Source organism: Paenibacillus sp. AGC31 (assembly GCF_057334655.1).
The window spans coordinates 262,008-279,753 of sequence record NZ_JBHFJH010000001.1 but is presented as its reverse complement, the minus strand read 5'-3'; the positions used below and the strand labels follow the sequence as shown (position 1 = coordinate 279,753).

General features: G+C 45.1%; 15 protein-coding genes. 10 read left to right on the top strand and 5 right to left on the bottom strand.

Features of this window, described 5'->3' with window-relative positions:
* Positions 1-294 precede the first annotated feature (294 nt).
* On the top strand, positions 295-2,046 hold the full coding sequence (locus ACE04G_RS01135) for an ABC transporter ATP-binding protein (RefSeq protein ID WP_336765101.1): 1,752 nt from the start codon (positions 295-297) through the stop codon (positions 2,044-2,046).
* Positions 2,047-2,153: 107 nt separating this feature from the next.
* On the opposite strand, the gene ACE04G_RS01130 is transcribed toward ACE04G_RS01135, so the two are convergent.
* From ACE04G_RS01130 to ACE04G_RS01120, 3 genes are all read right to left on the bottom strand, one after another.
* The gene (locus ACE04G_RS01130; protein ID WP_449003461.1) at positions 2,154-2,933 is read right to left on the bottom strand and encodes a hypothetical protein; all 780 of its coding nucleotides are present in this window, start codon (positions 2,931-2,933) and stop codon (positions 2,154-2,156) included.
* Positions 2,934-3,045: 112 nt separating this feature from the next.
* Positions 3,046-3,807, bottom strand: a complete 762-nt coding sequence (locus ACE04G_RS01125) for a helix-turn-helix domain-containing protein (RefSeq protein WP_449003462.1) — start codon at positions 3,805-3,807, stop codon at positions 3,046-3,048.
* A 26-nt stretch (positions 3,808-3,833) separates the two neighbouring features.
* Positions 3,834-4,898, bottom strand: coding sequence for a suppressor of fused domain protein (locus ACE04G_RS01120; protein ID WP_449003463.1), 1,065 nt, complete (start codon positions 4,896-4,898; stop codon positions 3,834-3,836).
* Between the two features lie 147 nt (positions 4,899-5,045).
* On the opposite strand from ACE04G_RS01120, the gene ACE04G_RS01115 reads away from it, so the two are divergent.
* The 6 genes from ACE04G_RS01115 (at position 5,046) to ACE04G_RS01090 (ending at position 13,497) form a co-directional block, all read left to right on the top strand.
* Positions 5,046-5,339 (top strand): antitoxin Xre/MbcA/ParS toxin-binding domain-containing protein, encoded by a 294-nt coding sequence (locus tag ACE04G_RS01115; protein WP_083657375.1) that lies wholly within the window; start codon positions 5,046-5,048, stop codon positions 5,337-5,339.
* Between the two features lie 289 nt (positions 5,340-5,628).
* Positions 5,629-7,086, top strand: a complete 1,458-nt coding sequence (locus ACE04G_RS01110) for a glycoside hydrolase family 1 protein (RefSeq protein WP_169481317.1) — start codon at positions 5,629-5,631, stop codon at positions 7,084-7,086.
* Positions 7,087-7,221: 135 nt separating this feature from the next.
* Positions 7,222-8,904: an S-layer homology domain-containing protein gene (locus ACE04G_RS01105; protein WP_449003464.1), complete on the top strand. Its 1,683-nt coding sequence runs from the start codon at positions 7,222-7,224 to the stop codon at positions 8,902-8,904.
* A 50-nt stretch (positions 8,905-8,954) separates the two neighbouring features.
* The gene (locus ACE04G_RS01100) at positions 8,955-10,379 is read left to right on the top strand and encodes a glycoside hydrolase family 1 protein (RefSeq protein ID WP_449003465.1); all 1,425 of its coding nucleotides are present in this window, start codon (positions 8,955-8,957) and stop codon (positions 10,377-10,379) included.
* A 233-nt stretch (positions 10,380-10,612) separates the two neighbouring features.
* Positions 10,613-11,464, top strand: coding sequence for a BglG family transcription antiterminator LicT (gene licT / locus ACE04G_RS01095; RefSeq protein ID WP_036668684.1), 852 nt, complete (start codon positions 10,613-10,615; stop codon positions 11,462-11,464).
* A 128-nt stretch (positions 11,465-11,592) separates the two neighbouring features.
* Positions 11,593-13,497, top strand: coding sequence for a beta-glucoside-specific PTS transporter subunit IIABC (locus tag ACE04G_RS01090; RefSeq protein ID WP_405130631.1), 1,905 nt, complete (start codon positions 11,593-11,595; stop codon positions 13,495-13,497).
* A 71-nt stretch (positions 13,498-13,568) separates the two neighbouring features.
* Here ACE04G_RS01090 and ACE04G_RS01085 read toward each other — a convergent pair whose 3' ends face one another.
* Positions 13,569-14,471, bottom strand: a complete 903-nt coding sequence (locus ACE04G_RS01085; RefSeq protein WP_221824498.1) for a LysR family transcriptional regulator — start codon at positions 14,469-14,471, stop codon at positions 13,569-13,571.
* Positions 14,472-14,655: 184 nt separating this feature from the next.
* Between ACE04G_RS01085 and ACE04G_RS01080 the strand changes: the two genes are divergently transcribed.
* The gene (locus ACE04G_RS01080) at positions 14,656-15,243 is read left to right on the top strand and encodes an ankyrin repeat domain-containing protein (RefSeq protein WP_221824495.1); all 588 of its coding nucleotides are present in this window, start codon (positions 14,656-14,658) and stop codon (positions 15,241-15,243) included.
* A 50-nt stretch (positions 15,244-15,293) separates the two neighbouring features.
* A complete protein-coding gene (locus tag ACE04G_RS01075) occupies positions 15,294-16,637 on the top strand; it encodes a uracil/xanthine transporter (RefSeq protein ID WP_260632980.1) in 1,344 nt (447 codons plus the stop codon).
* A 69-nt stretch (positions 16,638-16,706) separates the two neighbouring features.
* Here ACE04G_RS01075 and ACE04G_RS01070 read toward each other — a convergent pair whose 3' ends face one another.
* Complete coding sequence (locus ACE04G_RS01070) at positions 16,707-17,084, bottom strand: PilZ domain-containing protein (RefSeq protein ID WP_036617371.1); 378 nt, start codon at positions 17,082-17,084, stop codon at positions 16,707-16,709.
* A gap of 188 nt (positions 17,085-17,272) precedes the next feature.
* On the opposite strand from ACE04G_RS01070, the gene ACE04G_RS01065 reads away from it, so the two are divergent.
* Complete coding sequence (locus ACE04G_RS01065) at positions 17,273-17,740, top strand: DUF6386 family protein (protein WP_221824493.1); 468 nt, start codon at positions 17,273-17,275, stop codon at positions 17,738-17,740.
* The last annotated feature ends 6 nt before the right edge of the window (positions 17,741-17,746 follow it).

Here is a 17,746-nt window from a genome sequence, read left to right as displayed (position 1 = left end):
CCATATTAGAAACACGACCAGATTGATCGGTAATCCAAGAATGAACAGAACATATCGGTAGGAAGGATGAAGTAGCATTTTGCCATAAATAAAACTTAAATTGTGCACCAACCGCGAGAGTCTGCTGCCTTCTGCAAGATTCAAACCAAGCGTGCCTCCTCTCATTCAGGTTTAAATTGCATTATTCCGATTGATATAGTATATATTATTTAGGGTCTAAACAATTGTCAAGGATTTAAATGGTATACATATGAGATGAGTGAATGTGAAAAACGGATGAGAGCTGGTGATGATATGGAACCTTTATTGAAAGTTAACGATCTATCGGTCTCTTTTCATTCTGGAGAGAGTGAGTTTCAGGCAGTGCGAGAAGTGAGTTTTGAAGTACGAAAAGGCGAGACGCTGGGCATTGTAGGCGAATCGGGCAGTGGAAAGAGTGTGACCGCACGTTCCATTATGAGGCTGCTTGCTTCCCCGCCTTCGCAGATGAAAAAGGGAGAGATTCTATTTAAAGGGGTCGACCTGGCCAATAAAACGCAGAAAGAGATGGAGAGCATCCGCGGGCGTGATATTGGCATGATCTTTCAGGACCCGATGAGTTCTCTTAATCCGACCATTAAAGTGGGTAAACAGATCTCCGAGAGTCTGATCAAACATCAGAAGGTGTCCAAAAGGGAAGCCAAGAAACAGGCAATTGCCATGATGGAGCGGGTGGGGATAACTCGTAGTGAAATACGCTACAACCAATATCCACACGAATTCTCCGGAGGCATGCGTCAGCGGGTCATGATTGGTATTGCACTTGCTTGTCGTCCTGAATTGCTCATTGCCGATGAGCCGACAACCGCACTGGACGTTACCATTCAGGCCCAGATTCTGAATTTGATGAAAGATATGCAGGACCAACTGGGTACATCGATTATTCTGATCACACATGATCTGGGCGTAGTGGCAGGCATATGTGATCGGGTTGTTGTTATGAAGGAAGGACAGATTGTGGAAACCGGGACAACGACAGAGATCTTTGCTAATCCCAAACACCCGTATACGATCAGACTTCTGAATGCATTACCACGTCTGGATCAGAAGAAAAAGCCAAAACCGGTATCGTTGGTCCCGAGAGATCTCGAGGATGATCAGCCGTTGCTTGAGGTGAAATCGCTCAGACAACATTTTAATCTGGGGAAAGGCAACACCTTAAAGGCTGTGAATGATATCAGTTTCCATATTCGTCAAGGAGAGACACTTGGCGTTGTAGGGGAATCTGGCAGCGGAAAATCAACCACGGGGCGTGCGATTCTGCGGTTGCATGAGCCAACGGGTGGAGATGTACTGTTTAAAGGAGTCCCGCTCAATCGCTTGTCGGCTTCGGAGATGAAAACGATGCGTAGACATATGCAGATCATCTTCCAAGACCCCTATGCTTCTCTGAATCCCAAAATGAGGATTATGGATATCATTGGAGAAGCGCTTGATATTCATCAACTTGCAGGTACTGCAGCTCAGCGGGAGAAGCGGGTGGAGGAGTTACTGGAGATGGTAGGTCTCGATCCCACCCATGCGCAGCGTTATCCACATGAATTCTCGGGTGGACAGAGACAGCGGATCGGTATTGCACGAGCTCTGGCTGTGGAACCTGAATTCATCGTATGTGATGAGCCGTTGTCTGCACTGGATGTATCGATACAGGCTCAGATCGTACAGCTGCTTGAAGAGTTGCAGCAGCGACTCGGATTGACGTATCTCTTCATCGCGCATGACTTGTCCATGGTTAAACATATCAGTGATCGAGTGGCGGTGATGTATAACGGGAAAATTGTGGAGCTGGCTGAGAGTGAAGAACTCTATTCCAACCCGCAACATGCCTATACCAAGGCGTTACTGTCTGCTATTCCTGTGCCTGACCCAGCGGTAGAAGCGAAGAAAAAGAGACATGTTGTCAAAGAAACAACTAGAGAAAATGTTGAAGTAGAGGACCGTTATAATCTGGAACATTCCAAGTGGGTAGAAGTCACGGAAGGGCACTGGGTAGCCATATCTAGTTAGTGCAAGAAATCTTTTTTAGTAAAAAAAGAACCCCGACAATGATCTCCATAGATCGTTATCGGGGTTGTGTTATATGTGTTTCGTATAATGGCAGTAATCAAAAGCGATTATTTGAATTGAACCGATTTCTTGATGGTATCAATCTCGGCTTTGGTCTTATCATCCACGTAAGTGAATATGAAGTTGAAAGCATATCCTTCAATAATCGTACTATAGTAATCTTGAGTAACGGTTGAACCGTCACCTGGATCCATCGTGATTTGCATCAGATCCATCTCTTTACCACCGATGGTTTCCGTTGTCATTTCCTTATAATCGTAAGGGAACTGGCTATCCACCATGAATTTCTTGGTTGCTTCCAGGTAGTCTTTACCTGTACGAATGCCTTGCAACAAGCTTACTTTCTCAGCAATGGCCATAGCGGAAGGGCCAACTTGACCTCCGTCCAATGGGTACTTTGAAGCCATAAGCAGATTCAATGTTTTGGTCTGAGACAGTTCGATTTGTTTTTTCTTCGTTTCATCATCACCAGCAATCGCTTCGGATGAAGCACTTGTCAGCTCATTCATGCCTGCAGCATCCTGGAACTCCCATGCTTCCGGGAATTTCAGAGATACGCCGAAATAGTCATTGGTGTAAGAACCTTTTTCCGTCGTCCCCAGCTCAACGTCTTGGGAATTATCAGTTTCCTTGGACTCTTCGCTTGCTGGTTCTGTTTTCTCTGTTTCTTCTGTATTCGCTGTATCAGAGTCAGTACCAGTCGTTGTTTCTGTCGGGGTAGGCTCTTCTGTTGCGGCTGTGTTATCTGCTTTGTCACCGCAAGCGGCGGCAACCAGCATAATCATAATAAGCATGGCGAATAAAGAAGTTTTTTTTGGAATTGTCATATTACCCTCCTGAAATGTGTGTGTGTGTGTTTCTCTCTCTACATGTTGCCTGCTTCCTAAATTGTAGCACAAACGTTCTCATATACTACCTATAGGAATCTATAGGGGTCTTCTATACATAAGACATTCGGCTGGCAATTGAAACAGCTTCTGTGCTGGATTGCACACCTAATTTGTTGAAAATCACTTTTTTGTGATGATTCACGGTGCATTCCTTGATCTTTAATTTCAAAGCAATGGCTTTTACCGTGAGGCCACCGGCTATCATCTCAAGAATAGTTAACTGACGCTCGGTGAACTCCACCACCGGTTTGTCGCACAGTTCAGCAGTCTGTTGACTCTGGTAACAGTTCTGCATGTACGCTGGAATTAGCTTGGCAATGGCGATTAGTTCACCTTGCATATCTGCATTAATGGTGGACACATCCAGATAACCAAAATGTTGTGATCCCATGAACAGAGGTGCGGCGTAACAATGCCAGCTTTGAAAATAAGGACTTTCATGCTGTTCCGGCAGCAACAGTGCAGGTTTATTGTTATCCATCGTTTCTGATATGGCGTTGACTCCACAGCTCTTTGCGGTGAAGATCGTACCCGGACATATAGGGGAATGTTTCACCACAGCTTCAAGATCTGAACTGTAATCCATGGAGAGTAACACACCGTCCGTATCTGTGAGTAGAAAAAGATAGGTGCCCGTTAAATTTTCTTTGATATCCGAGATACTGTTCTGGAATGCATGAATCAGGAAATGATTGATTTTGCGAAGTCTGTCCAGACTGGATTTTGGTAAATAGTCGAACGGAGCCGTTCCTGCTGCATGCGAGCAAGTCGGGGACTCTTCGTGTCGTGTGGCAAATGTAATGGCAGGCATGTTGTTTCCTCCTTGCTGCACAGTTCTCATCCAATCGTTTGAATGACATGTCCTTCCTGGTCCTTAATCTCTGTTCTAACAATCTGAACGAGAAGATGATCTAACGAAACCACCTCGAATGTCCCTTCAACCGGATGAAGGTTCTCTGCCAGCTCCTCAACAATTTGTTTGTTTACCGTCAGGGTAACTTGTCTGTCCGATTCCAATACGGCTGGTTGTTCTCCTGCTTCGAACAGAATATTCGTATCCGGTCCAATCAAGGATAGGGAGGCACCTTTCAAAATTCGGCTGCGAAGGATGGTGCCAACTATTACGGCTTGTTTGGCTCCAAGCTGGAGTTTGGCCGGGACCGATTTTTGCAGCAATCTTTTGCGAGGAGACTCCCAAGCCAGTTGTTGTATGAATAAAAACGCTGTACTGGACCCGTCCTTCTCCATTCCATCCTCAACCGCTTGTATAACCGAAGGAATATCTGCGTACGAATTTCTCATCAGATCCGTCACATATTTGGGCATGAACATGGAGGAGACAGACAGGAATCCACGAGCATTCCAGCTTTGAACCATTTCCAATTCCCGACCTGTAATGCCAACCATCTGAATAAATTGCACTGAACCATTAGGCGTAGAGATTGCGGGTAGATCCGGGTCTTCAATAAACGAGAGAGCAGTCAGCAAAGTATCGGATTCCAGACAGATGGGGCCATTGGCGTCCATGTAATCTCCTGGCTGAAAGATATTTCCGCTGTTGAACACGTAACGTCCTACATTCTGTAGCAGATTCAGCGCCCAGGCTGGCGGATCAGTCTCTGCTTCACTGCGTGTAAGACGAAAGGTGAGCTCGAATCCATATCCGCTCTTGGATGCATCCTGCATCTCTTTTTCATATAATTCAGAGAAACCATATGTGACAAAATGCCAGTGAGGCATAGGTGTGTTCACCGCATAGACGCTGATACCATCAAGTGGATCAGGCCCACCGAGCATATACGGAAGGGCAGTGCCGTAGTGTTTTGGTTCCTGTTCCCCATACAATTCACGCATGGATTGATCAATCGCATCCCAACCGGATGTGTTTTCTTCCTGAGTCATTATTGAATCCTCCTTGACTGTTCTTTCCCCCGAAAAACATTTAAAATTAAGTCTACCTGTTACAGAAACGGATTCAAGCGGCTTAAGGATGAATTGTGTCAGATAGGACTTCGGAGTTATTAATTGCAATCCAGGGAGTGAAATTACATGAGTATGAAAGGTATCTATTTAAAGGAGTTTAATCAGGCAAGCTGGGACTCATTTTCCGAATTGTTCGAAGAACTTGGACAAAAGATGGATCCTGCATGGGTAGAACGTGCGCGATTACAAGGGATTCCGGCAGATATAAGTCGGGTGCTTTTGTGTGAAATGGGGGAGTACGCTTTTGAATGGATGGCGAAAGATATCCCGGCTTTAGGGGACCAAAGTCCCGCTGTTTACCTGGAAACGGAGGAAGGAGCGCAGGCATTAAGGGCAGCGATTATGCGTATGCCGCGTTAATTTTTTCGATGGTGAGAGTGTGTGAACGATCAGTTGATCCAGTGAAGTTGATTTTGCAAAATAGATATGTTACGCTTACATTACAAGAGCAAACACAACAGAATACGCAATAACATCTTTTGATGGATTGTAACTGTGAAGACAGGCAAAACCTAAACTGATGGTGAAATGAAAGCTCCTTTTTTTGGTGCTATTTTACCTTGAGTTTAGGTTTTTCTTGTTTTCTGCTCTAAATTGCAGTTTTTTACCTGGAAAAACCAAAATAAATTTCGAAAAGAGGTTGTTGTTCATGACCACGGCAAAAAAAGGATTCCCCGAAAACTTCCTATGGGGCGGCGCTACAGCTGCCAATCAATTGGAGGGTGCATTCGATAAGGACGGCAAAGGCCTCTCCACAGCGGACATGATCGCTCATGTTCCCAAAGAGAAGCGTACAGGCGGACATGCCATGGAAATCTCCTCTTCCCGAATCGAAGAGATCCTCTCCGGCAAAATCGAAGAACGTTTCCCGAAACGTTTTGGTATCGATTTCTACCATCACTTTAGAGAAGATATTGCATTGTTTGCTGAAATGGGCTTTAAAGTATTCCGTTTGTCCATTCACTGGGCACGTATTTTCCCGAACGGTTATGATCAAGAGCCGAATGAAGCAGGCTTGAAATTTTATGATGAAGTATTCGACGAATTGTTGAAATATGGCATCGAGCCGCTCGTTACATTGTCTCATTATGAGACACCGCTTGGCTTGACGCAAAAATATAACGGTTGGGCAGGCCGTGAAGTGATCCAGCACTATGTTCGATATGCAGAAACGGTGTTCAACCGTTATAAAAATAAAGTGAAATACTGGCTGACGTTTAATGAAATTAACGTCATGCTGTTCAGCCCGTACACTGGCGGCGGCATTCTGATCGATAAAGTGGACAACAAACTGCAAACCACTTATCAAGCGCTGCATCACCAATTTGTAGCAAGTGCATTGGTAACAAAGCTTGCTCACGAGATTATGCCTGGTTCCCAAGTAGGTTGTATGCTTGCTCGTATGGAAACTTATGCAGCAACATGTAATCCAGTAGATGTTCGTCTGGCTCAACACGAGAATCAGATTAACCTCTTCTTCACAGACATGCATGCTCGTGGTAAATATCCGAACTACATGGCTCGTTATTTTGAAGAAAACGACATCGTGATTCAAAAAGAAGCAGGCGATGATGAGATCTTGCTGAACAATACCGTTGATTTCATCTCCTTCAGCTACTACATGTCCGTAACCAAATCTGCATCTGCAGACAAGGAAGAAACATCGGGTAACCTGACTGGCGGCGTGAAAAACCCTTATCTGGAAGCATCCGACTGGGGCTGGGAGATCGATCCGATCGGTCTGCGCGTAACCCTGAACAACTTCTGGGATCGTTACCAGAAACCATTGTTCATCGTAGAAAATGGTCTTGGTGCATATGACCGTGTTGAAGAAGACGGTTCGATCCATGACTCCTATCGAGTGGATTACCTGAAAAAACACATCGAACAAATGAAAGAAGCTATCAAAGACGGTGTGGATCTGATTGGATTCACAGCATGGGGCCCGATTGACCTTGTGAGTATGTCCACTTCCGAAATGTCCAAACGATATGGTTTCATCTACGTGGATCTGGATGACGAAGGTAACGGGACTCTCAAGCGTTCCAAAAAGGATTCATTCGACTGGTACAAAAACGTAATCTCCAGTAATGGTGAGCAACTGTAGTTCTCACGTTTTCTGAGCGGGCAAACCTGATATAACAGTTAGTGTTTAATGGAATTTAATGTTCCTGAGGGCCTGCTGATTAGCGTTTGTCCGTTTTTTTATGTGCTGCAAACATTACATATGGAGGGATATCTTTTGAAAAGATGGAGTATGAACACAAAAAGTATGGGATGGATGCTTGCCCTGACACTAAGTCTGAGTGTGATCTGGCCAGCCACCGTTGGTGCGGAAAGCACCCAGATTACTCGAATCCAGGCCAATACCTATGTTGGTGATCCTGGAGAGATGGTAGAGTCCTTTGACATTACTGTAGCGAATCCGGAGAAATATCAGAATCTGAAAGCTTCAGACTTCGAAATTACTGGAAATTATGATGGCTATCCCTTAAATGAAGCGGAAGAGATCATACAGAATGAGTATGAAGATGACGGAATAAAATTGACAATTACGGATCATACCATCCATATGGCGGTAAAGCCTTTTAAATATCCAGGTGGATTTAAGTCGGCATTTGCAGTCACAAGCAAGGCGTATCCTGAACTTTCTTTTGACGATAAAAATGTAAATGTAGTCAAAACTCGTACGGTCGATGAGTTTGAAAACGGACAATTTACAGGCAGTAATGGTGCGAACTTGTCCTATCAACTGAAACGAAGCACGTCCGAAGAACCAAAGCCGCTCATGGTATGGCTCCATGGTGGTGGCGAAGTTGGTACGGACGGGCGCAGCCATCTTACTGCAAATCGTGGAGCTGTAGTCTGGACGGAATCAGGGTATGATACTTCCGTACTGGCCGTACAGTATCCTGAGAATTACAGCTTCAAAATCTATGATAACCCGCAGCAACTGGCCCAGATGCAGGCGTACTTCGTGGCGCAGTATGAGTTGATTCAGAAGCTGGTTGCTGAAGGTGAAGTTGATCCGAATCGAATCTATCTGTCTGGTGTTTCCAGTGGCGGTGGTGGTGCCTTCCGTTTCTTGACACAATATCCCGATCTGTTTGCTGGAGCGATTATTGTAGCGGCCAAGGATACGGTAGCGGATTACACCGGATCTGTAGAAGCATTCAAAAAAGAACTGAAAGATATTGTGGATGTCCCAGTATGGATTATGCATGCCCAAAATGATCCAACCACTGACAGCCGGACAAGCTCTTTGGCTTATCAGGCTTTGACTGAGCTTGGAGCCAAGCATGTCAATATGATGCTGTATGACGATGCATACATGGATAGCCAAAGACTGTACGGTGGCATGAAGCATTGGTCATGGGTACCGGCTTTTGACAACAAAGAAGTACTTGCCGACCTGTTCCAACTAAGCAAAGGGACTTCAGGGGAACAGGATGGAGGTAACATAGAGCATGGAACAAAACCAACGGAGCCTGTGACAAGAGCGCAGATCGCCCTCGTGCTTGCCAACAAGTTAAATCTTCCTGAAGTATCCGAATCTGCTTACCCGTACACAGATTCTGCTCCTGAATGGGCTCGTCAGGCCATTGCGACAGTGACCAAGGCAGGATTGATGAAAGGTGTCAGCAATCAGATGTTTGCCTCGGGAGAGGAAGTAACACGTGCACAGATGGCAGTGATCGTAGACCATATTTTGACGAGTCGCGGTTGGAATGCTGCAGGCGAGTCAACTGTAGTATTGTTCAAGGATTTGAATGATAAGCATTGGGCTTATGAAGCCGTTCAGAATAGTGCCAAAGCCGGTATTATGTCCGGTATGTCCAAAGATCAATTTGAGTCATCGAAGTCGGTTACAGGTGCTCAGCTGGAGCTGATTCTACAACGATTGGAACAATTGCCAACCAACTAAGTTTTATAACCAAACTATTATAGTGATAAATAATGAGAGGAATGATTGATATGACTACACCATTTCCGAAAGACTTTCTATGGGGCGGCGCTGTAGCAGCCAACCAACTTGAAGGAGCTTATAATACAGATGGCAAAGGTCTTTCTGTTCAAGATGTCATGCCTCACGGGATTACAACGCCTAGAACGGAAGGTCCTACAGAGGATAACCTGAAACTGATCGGGATCGATTTCTACAATCGCTACAAAGAGGATGTTAAACTGTTTGCTGAAATGGGCTTCAAAGTGTTCCGTACATCCATCGCTTGGTCCCGTATCTTCCCTAAAGGTGATGAAATGGAGCCAAATGAGAAAGGTCTGCAATTCTACGATGACCTGTTCGATGAGTGCCACAAATACGGGATTGAACCACTCGTAACGATCTCTCACTATGAGACACCGCTGCATTTGTCCAAAACGTATGATGGCTGGGTAAACCGTAAAATGATCGATTTCTACGAGCGTTATGTAACAGTGCTGTTCAACCGTTTCAAAGGCAAAGTTAAATACTGGCTGACGTTTAATGAAATCAACTCCATCCTGGAGGAACCATTCATGAGTGGTGGGATCTACACGCCAAAAGCAGAACTGTCCAAACAGGATCTGTACCAAGCGATCCATCATGAACTGGTAGCCAGTGCCTTGGCTGTGAAACTGGGTCATGAAATTATGCCTGAAGCGAAAATCGGCTGTATGGTACTGAGCATGCCTACGTATCCGTTAACTCCGAACCCGGATGATGTGGTTGCAGCGATGCATGCGGAACAGCGCAATGATATCTTTGCTGATATCCATGCACGTGGTTACTATCCGAAATACATTAATCGTTATTTCAAAGCGAATAATATCAATATCAAGTTTGAAGATGGCGATGCTGAAATTCTGAAGCATACTGTAGACTTTATCTCGTTCAGTTATTATGTAAGTATCTGTGAGACAGGTGATCAGGAGAAACGGGTTGAAGGAAAAGGAAACCTGTTCGCAGGTGTGCAAAACCCTTATCTCAAAGCGAGCGAGTGGGGCTGGCAGATTGATCCGCAAGGACTACGCGTAACGCTGAACAAATACTGGGACCGTTATCAAAAACCATTGTTTATTGTCGAAAATGGTCTGGGAGCAGTTGATGAGCTGATCACGGACGAAAATGGCAATAAAACGGTGAACGATGATTACCGTATTCAATACTTGAATGACCATCTGGTACAGGTGGGCGAAGCTCTTGAGGATGGCGTAGAAGTGATGGGTTACACGTCATGGGGCTGTATTGACCTGGTAAGTGCTTCAACAGCAGAGATGAAGAAACGTTATGGTTTCATCTATGTAGACCGCAACAATGACGGTTCAGGAACACTGGATCGTTACAAGAAAAAATCATTCCACTGGTACAAAGAAGTTATTGGTACGAATGGCGCAAGTCTTAAGAACAACAACGTGTAAATATTAGTTCTTAAAGCATGGTTGTACACGCACCTTCTTATGTCACATTAATGCACATTAACCGCTTTCACAAAAACATTGTCATATGGATAATTATATGGTAAGATGGGCCTAAGGCTAATGAATACTGGATTGTTACTGTTCAATCAGGCAAAACCAGAAGCAGGGCATATCTCGTGACCTGCTTTGGTTTTGCCTTTTACTACTTTGACGGTGCAAGGTGATGTGAAGAAATGAAAATTGAGAAGGTGCTGAACAACAACGTAGTTACCGTAATTGATCCGGGAGGAAACGAACTGGTCGTTATGGGACGTGGAATTGCCTTCAAAAAGCATACTGGTGAATCGATTGACGAGAGTCTCGTCGAAAAAATATTCTCGCTTGAAAGTAAGGAAGTATCACAGAAACTCAAAACACTTCTGTCTGATATCCCGGTTGAATATGTCGAGTGCTCGGATGAGATTATCCGTTATGCCGAGACGGTGTTAGGTGAGAAGCTGCATGAAAGCATCTACATTTCACTGACGGATCATATTCATTTTGCCATTGATCGACATCGTCAAGGATTGCAGATCCGTAACGCATTGTTCTGGGAGATCAAGCGCATGTACCGGAAGGAATATGCCATTGGACTCAAGGCGCTACAGATTATTGAGGAAACGTTAGGTGTCCTGTTGCCCGAAGACGAATGCGCATTCATTGCAATGCATCTGGTTAATGCCCAGATGAACGGTGAGATGAGGGAAACGATCAGTATTACAAACATTGTTAAGGACATACTTAACATTGTAAGACGTAGTTTTGTGATTGAACTTGATGAAGATTCATTGAGTTATTATCGATTTTTAACTCATCTGAAGTTCTTTGCCCAACGTGTGTTGCAAGGAACGGCGATTGAAGATAAAGAAGAAGATAATCCCCTTCATGACTTGGTGAGCAAGCAGTATCCGGAAGCACATGCATGTGCAGTAAGGATCAGTGACTATACGCGTAAGATCTATAATCGGGTGTTGTCCAAGGAAGAAATACTGTATCTGACCATTCATATTGAACGAGTTGTCAGAAATGAACAAACAATTGAATAAAGTTGGGATTGTTACTGCTAAAAAGGCAAAACCTAAACGTTGAATAATGATAAGCTTTTCTGCTTTGTCATTATTCAGTGTTTAGGTTTTTTTTTAACCTTCATTACACATAAAAGGAGCAAAACACAATGGATAAACAACAATTGTCCAAGGATATTTTGAAGCTTGTTGGTGGCGAAGAGAATATCGATCAAGTCACACACTGTATGACAAGACTCAGATTCAACCTCAATGACAACAAAAAAGCGGACAAAGCGACGCTAAAAAATACACCAGGCGTTATGGGTGTTATGGAGAACGGTGGACAGTTCCAGGTCATCATTGGTAACGATGTACCTATCGTGTATAACGCACTTGTTGGCAACATGTCCAAATCTCCAAACGCAGATAATGCAACATCAAGTGCTTCAACTGGGGAAAAGAAAAAGAGAAATCCAATAAGTGCGCTGTTCGATTTCATCTCAGGTATGTTTACACCAATCCTGCCTGCGATTACGGGTGCAGGTATGATCAAAGGGATCGTGGCGATCCTGGTCGCACTTGGATGGTTGTCCGATACCAGCTCAACCTACATCATTTTGTCAGCAATCGGCGACGGTGCATTCTACTTCCTGCCAATCATTCTGGCGATAAGTGCTGCACGTAAGCTGGGTAGTAATATGTATATTGCTGCGGCGCTTGCTGCGGGCATTATGCACCCGACCATTACAGCATTACTGGCAGATGGTCACAACTCATCCTTTATGGGGATTACAGTCATAGCGGCAACGTATTCTTCTACAGTTATTCCGATTGTTCTGGCAGTTTGGATTGCTTCATATGTAGAGAAAGCCGTTGATCGTGTTATACATGCTTCACTTAAGTTACTCATTGTTCCAACAGTTACCCTTTTAATTATGGTTCCTCTGACGTTGATGACTGTAGGACCACTCGGTACTGTTCTTGGTAATGGTTTGTCTGGTGGTATTTCATGGTTGTTCGATAACATGTCCATCTTCGCAAGTATCCTGATTGGTGGTACGATGTCACTGCTGATCATTACGGGTATGCACTATGCGTTGTTGCCAATCGTTGTAGGTTCAATGACAACACTGGGGTACGACTTTATTATTCCACTGATGTTTGCAGCTAACCTTGCACAAGGTGGCGCAGCATTTGGGGTGGGACTCAGATCGAGAAATAGCAAAACCAAATCCCTTGCCTATTCCACAGGTCTTACGGCTATTATGGGGATCACGGAACCAGCGATGTATGGTATCAACATGAAGTTCAAAAAACCATTTATCGCAGCTCTCAGCGGGGGTGCTATTGCTGGTGCATTTATGGGAATCTTCAATGTTAAATCTTATGTTATTACAGGACTTGCAGGTCTGCCGAGTATTGCGGCATTTGTCAGTCCAGCAATTAGCACTTTGATTTATGCTCTGGTTGGTGGTTTGATTGCCATCGTAGCTGCAGCAATCATTACGTATATCCTGGGCTTCCAAGAAGAAAATGCAACTGAGCCAGCAGCACCAGCAGCTGAGCCTGCAAAATCAGCAGTAACGACTTCTGTTGTAACTGAAGAAGCAAAAGCACAAGATGAGCAAGTATTCAGCCCGATCACAGGTGAAGTTAAACCGCTGAGCGAAGTTCCAGACCCTGCATTCTCTGAAGAGATTATGGGTAAAGGATTCGCGATTCAACCATCTGAGGGACGTGTTGTATCTCCGATCAACGGTACAGTATTCTCGTTATCGAAGAGTGGACATGCCATTGGTCTGGTAAGTGATACAGGCGCAGAGATGTTGATTCATATCGGGATTGATACCGTGAAGCTGAAAGGTCAATTCTTCTCTCCTAAAGTTCAAGCAGGTGCGAAGGTTACCGTAGGTGATGTATTGATGGAGTTTGACCGGGAAGAGATCGAAAAAGCCGGTTACACGACGATTACACCTGTTATTATTACAAATATGCATCAGTATGAGTCCATTGAATCTGCTGGTCGCACTACGATCAAAGAAAAAGACTTGTTGTTTACAGCTAAAGCTTAACCATAAAAAATGAAACAGCAGCTTCACCGGAGTGTAATCCGGTAAAGCTGCTGTTTTTTTGCTTATAGCTTTTACACGGGAAGCATATCCTGCACCAATTGCACAAAATGTTGTGCAGGCTTGGACAGATAGCGGTTTTGTAGCCAGACCAGCGCCGAGCCAACCGTGGAATGCTGATCCTGAATGCAATATACGTGGAAAGGGTGCTCTTGGTATAGCTGCAGTACCGTATGAGGCACGATGGAACTGGCGAAGCCGAGTCGGACCAGCTCGAGCAACATATTAATGTCTGAGCACTCACCCATGATGGAGGGGGTAACCTGATGCTCCCGGAACTTGTCCAGAATCAACTCGAACATGCCGAGTCCCTCTGTACTTGGAAGCAGTAGAGGGATACCTGTAAGCTGTTCAAAATAAGTCCCCATCTCCACTCCTGGTCCCATCTCTGTCGGACTATCAAGTGGTGTCGAAGAAATATAGAAAAGGGGCTCCTGTGGCAGATGCAGCACCTCATAACGTTCAGTCTGGACAGGCATGCGTACACAGGCAAGTTCAACTTTGCCATCTTCCAGCAATCGGCATAATTGCGCAGATTCATTTTGTTGAATTTTATAGGTAACCTGTGGGTGGGTGGTGCGAAACTGTTGCAGTGCTTGCGGGATCAGGCGATCCGATATGGTATTGATGCCGATCGCAAGTTTGCCCCGGATGCCATGACGGAAACTTTGCATCTCCATTACAGCTTCCTCCATATATTTGGTCAAGGTAACCGCATAATCATAGAAGCTGCGACCCGCCTGCGTTAGCTCCATCATACGTCCTTTGCGTTCAAACAACATTACACCAAGCTCTTCCTCCATTAACTTAAGCTGCTGGCTTAAGGGTGGCTGAGCCATGTGAAGTCTTCGGGCTGCTGCTGTAATCTGTTTCTCCTCAGCAATGGCAATGAAATAGCGACATTGTTTGATATCCAAGTGGTTGTTCTCCTTCGCTTGCAATGTATATGTAATTCGTATGGAAAGCCAACAAAACATGTATTTTTAATATACTACGATCTTATGTTACCATACATTAGATTTGCATACCTGACTAACAGGGTTTGGTTTCTATATCAATATTACTGCATGAGAAAGACCTTGAATTGGAGGATAAAACAACGTGGTTAAAACAATACATGATGCTGCTCAAGCGGGCCATACCGATGAGGTCATTCGATTTATCACACAACAGGGTAACCGGTTGAACGAACGGGATGCATTGGGGCGGACACCTCTGATGGCTGCGGTGCACGGTAACAAGATAGACACGGCAAGGATGCTAGTGGACGCCGGAGCCGACATTAACCTTCAGGATGCACGATTGGACAACCTGCTGTTATACGCGAGTGCTGAGGGTATGTATAACATGGTCGAATTGGCGATTACAGCAGGTGCAGATACGAAGTTAACGAATCGTTTTGGCGGCACAGCTCTTATCCCGGCAGCGGATCGGGGCCATGTGGACATTGTGGAGCTTCTGCTTACACGCAGTGATGTGGATGTGAACCATATCAACAACCTGGGGTGGACAGCCTTGCTGGAAGCGGTCATTTTGGGAGATGGTGGGCCGCGTCACCAACAGATTGTTGCCTTGCTTTTGCAATATGGTGCAGATCCAAAGATTGCGGATCGGGACGGGATTACACCACTTGCACATGCGAGCCGACATCGGTATGCCGTGATGGAACGACTATTAACCCAAGTCTGAAGAGACTTATACATTTATGATACAGAACAGTGAAAGGATATTCCAAACGAATGAACAGACATCAAGAGCATTTTTCACAAAAGAATATGAAGGACGTATCTTCACTGATTTTGGCAGGTATACAGTGGTTTTTCTTCCTGTTTACCAATACAGTTGTTGTTCCGCTATCCATTGGACATAATTTTCATCTGTCTCCGGATGCCATCGCTGCCTCCATGCAGCACGCATTTATCCTTACCGGAGCAGTGTGTATTCTTCAAGCTGTATTCGGTCATCGATATGCGATTATGGATGGTCCGTCAGGGTTATGGTGGGGATTGACGCTAAGTTTGACGGTATCTGCTTCATCGGCCGGTATGAGTCTGGAGCGTATTGGCGGTGGGTTGGCTGCAGGTTTTCTATTAGCGGGACTAACGATGGTGATTCTGGGTTGGCTGGGAGCAGCGCAAGTGCTGCAAAAGCTGTTCACACCTATGGTGAAGAGTGCCATGTTGTTTCTAATGACGATTCAATTAACCATGAATTTTTTCAAAGGTATGATTGGATATACGGAGTTTGGTCGCTTCGATCTGCCTGTTGCCGCATTGTCCGTTGTCATTGCATTTTTGGTGGCATGGATTCAATTAAAGGGCAGGGGGAAACTGGGGAACTACGCGATCCTGATTGGGATTGTGGCAGGCTGGATCGCTTATAGTCTATTGTTTCCTGGACAACATGGCGGACAGCCTAATCAGGCCCCGGCTGGACTCGAACTGTTTCCATGGGGAGCACCCAGATGGGAACCGGGTATTGTCATTACTGCATTTTTCGTGGGGTTGGTGAACATGACGAATTCGATCACCACATTAAGCACAGTTGAGAAACTATACCGGACAGAAACAACAAGCCGTCAGTATAGGCATTCCTATACGCTAACGGGTCTGTTCACGATGTTGTCAGCCTGTGTAGGTGTGCTGCCCTTTGGTTTATTTGCATCATCGATCGGATTCTTGGAGAGTACTCGCATTCTGCGTCGTGCTGCCTTGATAATTGGAGCGGGGATGTTATGTGTGATAGGTCTTACACCTTCAGTGACAGCATTTTTTGCACAAATACCACCAAGCGTCGGCAGTGCGGTTTTGTTCGTGGCTTATCTTCAGATGTTTGGCACGGCACTAAGAACACTTGAAGGTACAACGTTTAATTCTAAAACGATCTATCGTGTAGCGCTGCCGGTCCTTACGGGAGTTGCGGTCATGAATATTCCTGCGGAGGCCTTTCAAACTTTGCCCATGTACCTCATTCCGATCATAAGTAATGGTCTCGTCATTGGGGTATTGGTCTCACTGGTTCTTGAAAAAACCGTGAACTGGTCCAAAATGGAACAACCAGCGACAGTTAGTAAAGCGGCATAAAGAGTTTCATCTTGCGACAGTCCAATTTGATTGGGCTGTTTTTTTGTTATCAGGCTATATGGCATCTAACTATTTCACAATAATTTTGCCTTGTCCTGCAAGCATTCGCATCTCTCTAGAGAGACGGTCCTGGTTCCCATCCTGCATTTCGAGTTGAACACCATAATGCCATGAGGTATTTTTTTCTTGACCCCAGCGGAGAGTGCCTTCCATATATAGAGGGTCTTCAAAGAGCAGCATATTCATTCCAATCCGAATATCGTTATTCTCTACAGGAAGGGACAGCGGAAATGACAGCTGACAGCCGGATCGACTGATATCGCAGAGTTCGGCCTGGATGGGTTTGGCGGGTGCGTTAACCCCGTTGATGCTGAGAATATAGATCTCAAAGTGGATTGGTTCCTTCAATGTGTAGCGAAAGGGTTCTTTTCTATTGTTAATTGACATGGCTTGGCTTCCTCCATCAGGTTCAAAAAAAGTCAGTTATGCTTATATCGACCATTTGGAGCGAGAAATGAAGAGTTGCGCAAGCAGAGATGGTCCATGGGTTCCTTTTACACGTGTATCAGGCTTGATATAATGATGGAATATATTTCTGAGGTCAGACCTGGATCAGACAGAAGGGAGGGGTGAATATGAGAGGAACATTTCGAATGGTTACAGATACGGCAACATTGTGCCTGTATGATCTGGCAGCGTTAAAACATCGGCTTGAGGATACTTCGGACTGGTGGTCCATTCCAGTGGATGAGCTGGCTGAGGTGAATGCAGGTCATTGTCTGTTCCTGAATCTGGGTGCGGATGGAGTGTATGAGGTGGAATGGAGCCTGGAGGGTGAAGAGGAGGATTCAGATCCAGATCACGCAGCGGAACGGGGAAAGGGGTATCATCTGCAAGTTCCGTCTGGGCACGTCTATCTGGGAGCGGCGGATGATGTCACTGGGGGTGAATTGGAGCCGGATGAGACGTGTGAAGGGGTTCTGTTGCAGTTAAAGCCCGGAAATTATGCGTGTATCGTCTCCAGAGAAGCCAGTCGGATCACCATTGTCATGACACCAAGTATTCAGGGAAATAACACGCTGGATGAATTAATACGGATATAGTGTACA

What these genes read in the sequence shown, in the direction of transcription:
- ACE04G_RS01135 (WP_336765101.1), top strand. Translation starts at nt 295, where the DNA reads ATGGAACCTTTATTGAAAGTTAACGATCTATCGGTCTCTTTTCATTCT.
- ACE04G_RS01130 (WP_449003461.1), bottom strand. Translation starts at nt 2,933, where the DNA reads ATGACAATTCCAAAAAAAACTTCTTTATTCGCCATGCTTATTATGATT.
- ACE04G_RS01125 (WP_449003462.1), bottom strand. Translation starts at nt 3,807, where the DNA reads ATGCCTGCCATTACATTTGCCACACGACACGAAGAGTCCCCGACTTGC.
- ACE04G_RS01120 (WP_449003463.1), bottom strand. Translation starts at nt 4,898, where the DNA reads ATGACTCAGGAAGAAAACACATCCGGTTGGGATGCGATTGATCAATCC.
- ACE04G_RS01115 (WP_083657375.1), top strand. Translation starts at nt 5,046, where the DNA reads ATGAGTATGAAAGGTATCTATTTAAAGGAGTTTAATCAGGCAAGCTGG.
- ACE04G_RS01110 (WP_169481317.1), top strand. Translation starts at nt 5,629, where the DNA reads ATGACCACGGCAAAAAAAGGATTCCCCGAAAACTTCCTATGGGGCGGC.
- ACE04G_RS01100 (WP_449003465.1), top strand. Translation starts at nt 8,955, where the DNA reads ATGACTACACCATTTCCGAAAGACTTTCTATGGGGCGGCGCTGTAGCA.
- licT (WP_036668684.1), top strand. Translation starts at nt 10,613, where the DNA reads ATGAAAATTGAGAAGGTGCTGAACAACAACGTAGTTACCGTAATTGAT.
- ACE04G_RS01090 (WP_405130631.1), top strand. Translation starts at nt 11,593, where the DNA reads ATGGATAAACAACAATTGTCCAAGGATATTTTGAAGCTTGTTGGTGGC.
- ACE04G_RS01075 (WP_260632980.1), top strand. Translation starts at nt 15,294, where the DNA reads ATGAACAGACATCAAGAGCATTTTTCACAAAAGAATATGAAGGACGTA.
- ACE04G_RS01070 (WP_036617371.1), bottom strand. Translation starts at nt 17,084, where the DNA reads ATGTCAATTAACAATAGAAAAGAACCCTTTCGCTACACATTGAAGGAA.
- ACE04G_RS01065 (WP_221824493.1), top strand. Translation starts at nt 17,273, where the DNA reads ATGAGAGGAACATTTCGAATGGTTACAGATACGGCAACATTGTGCCTG.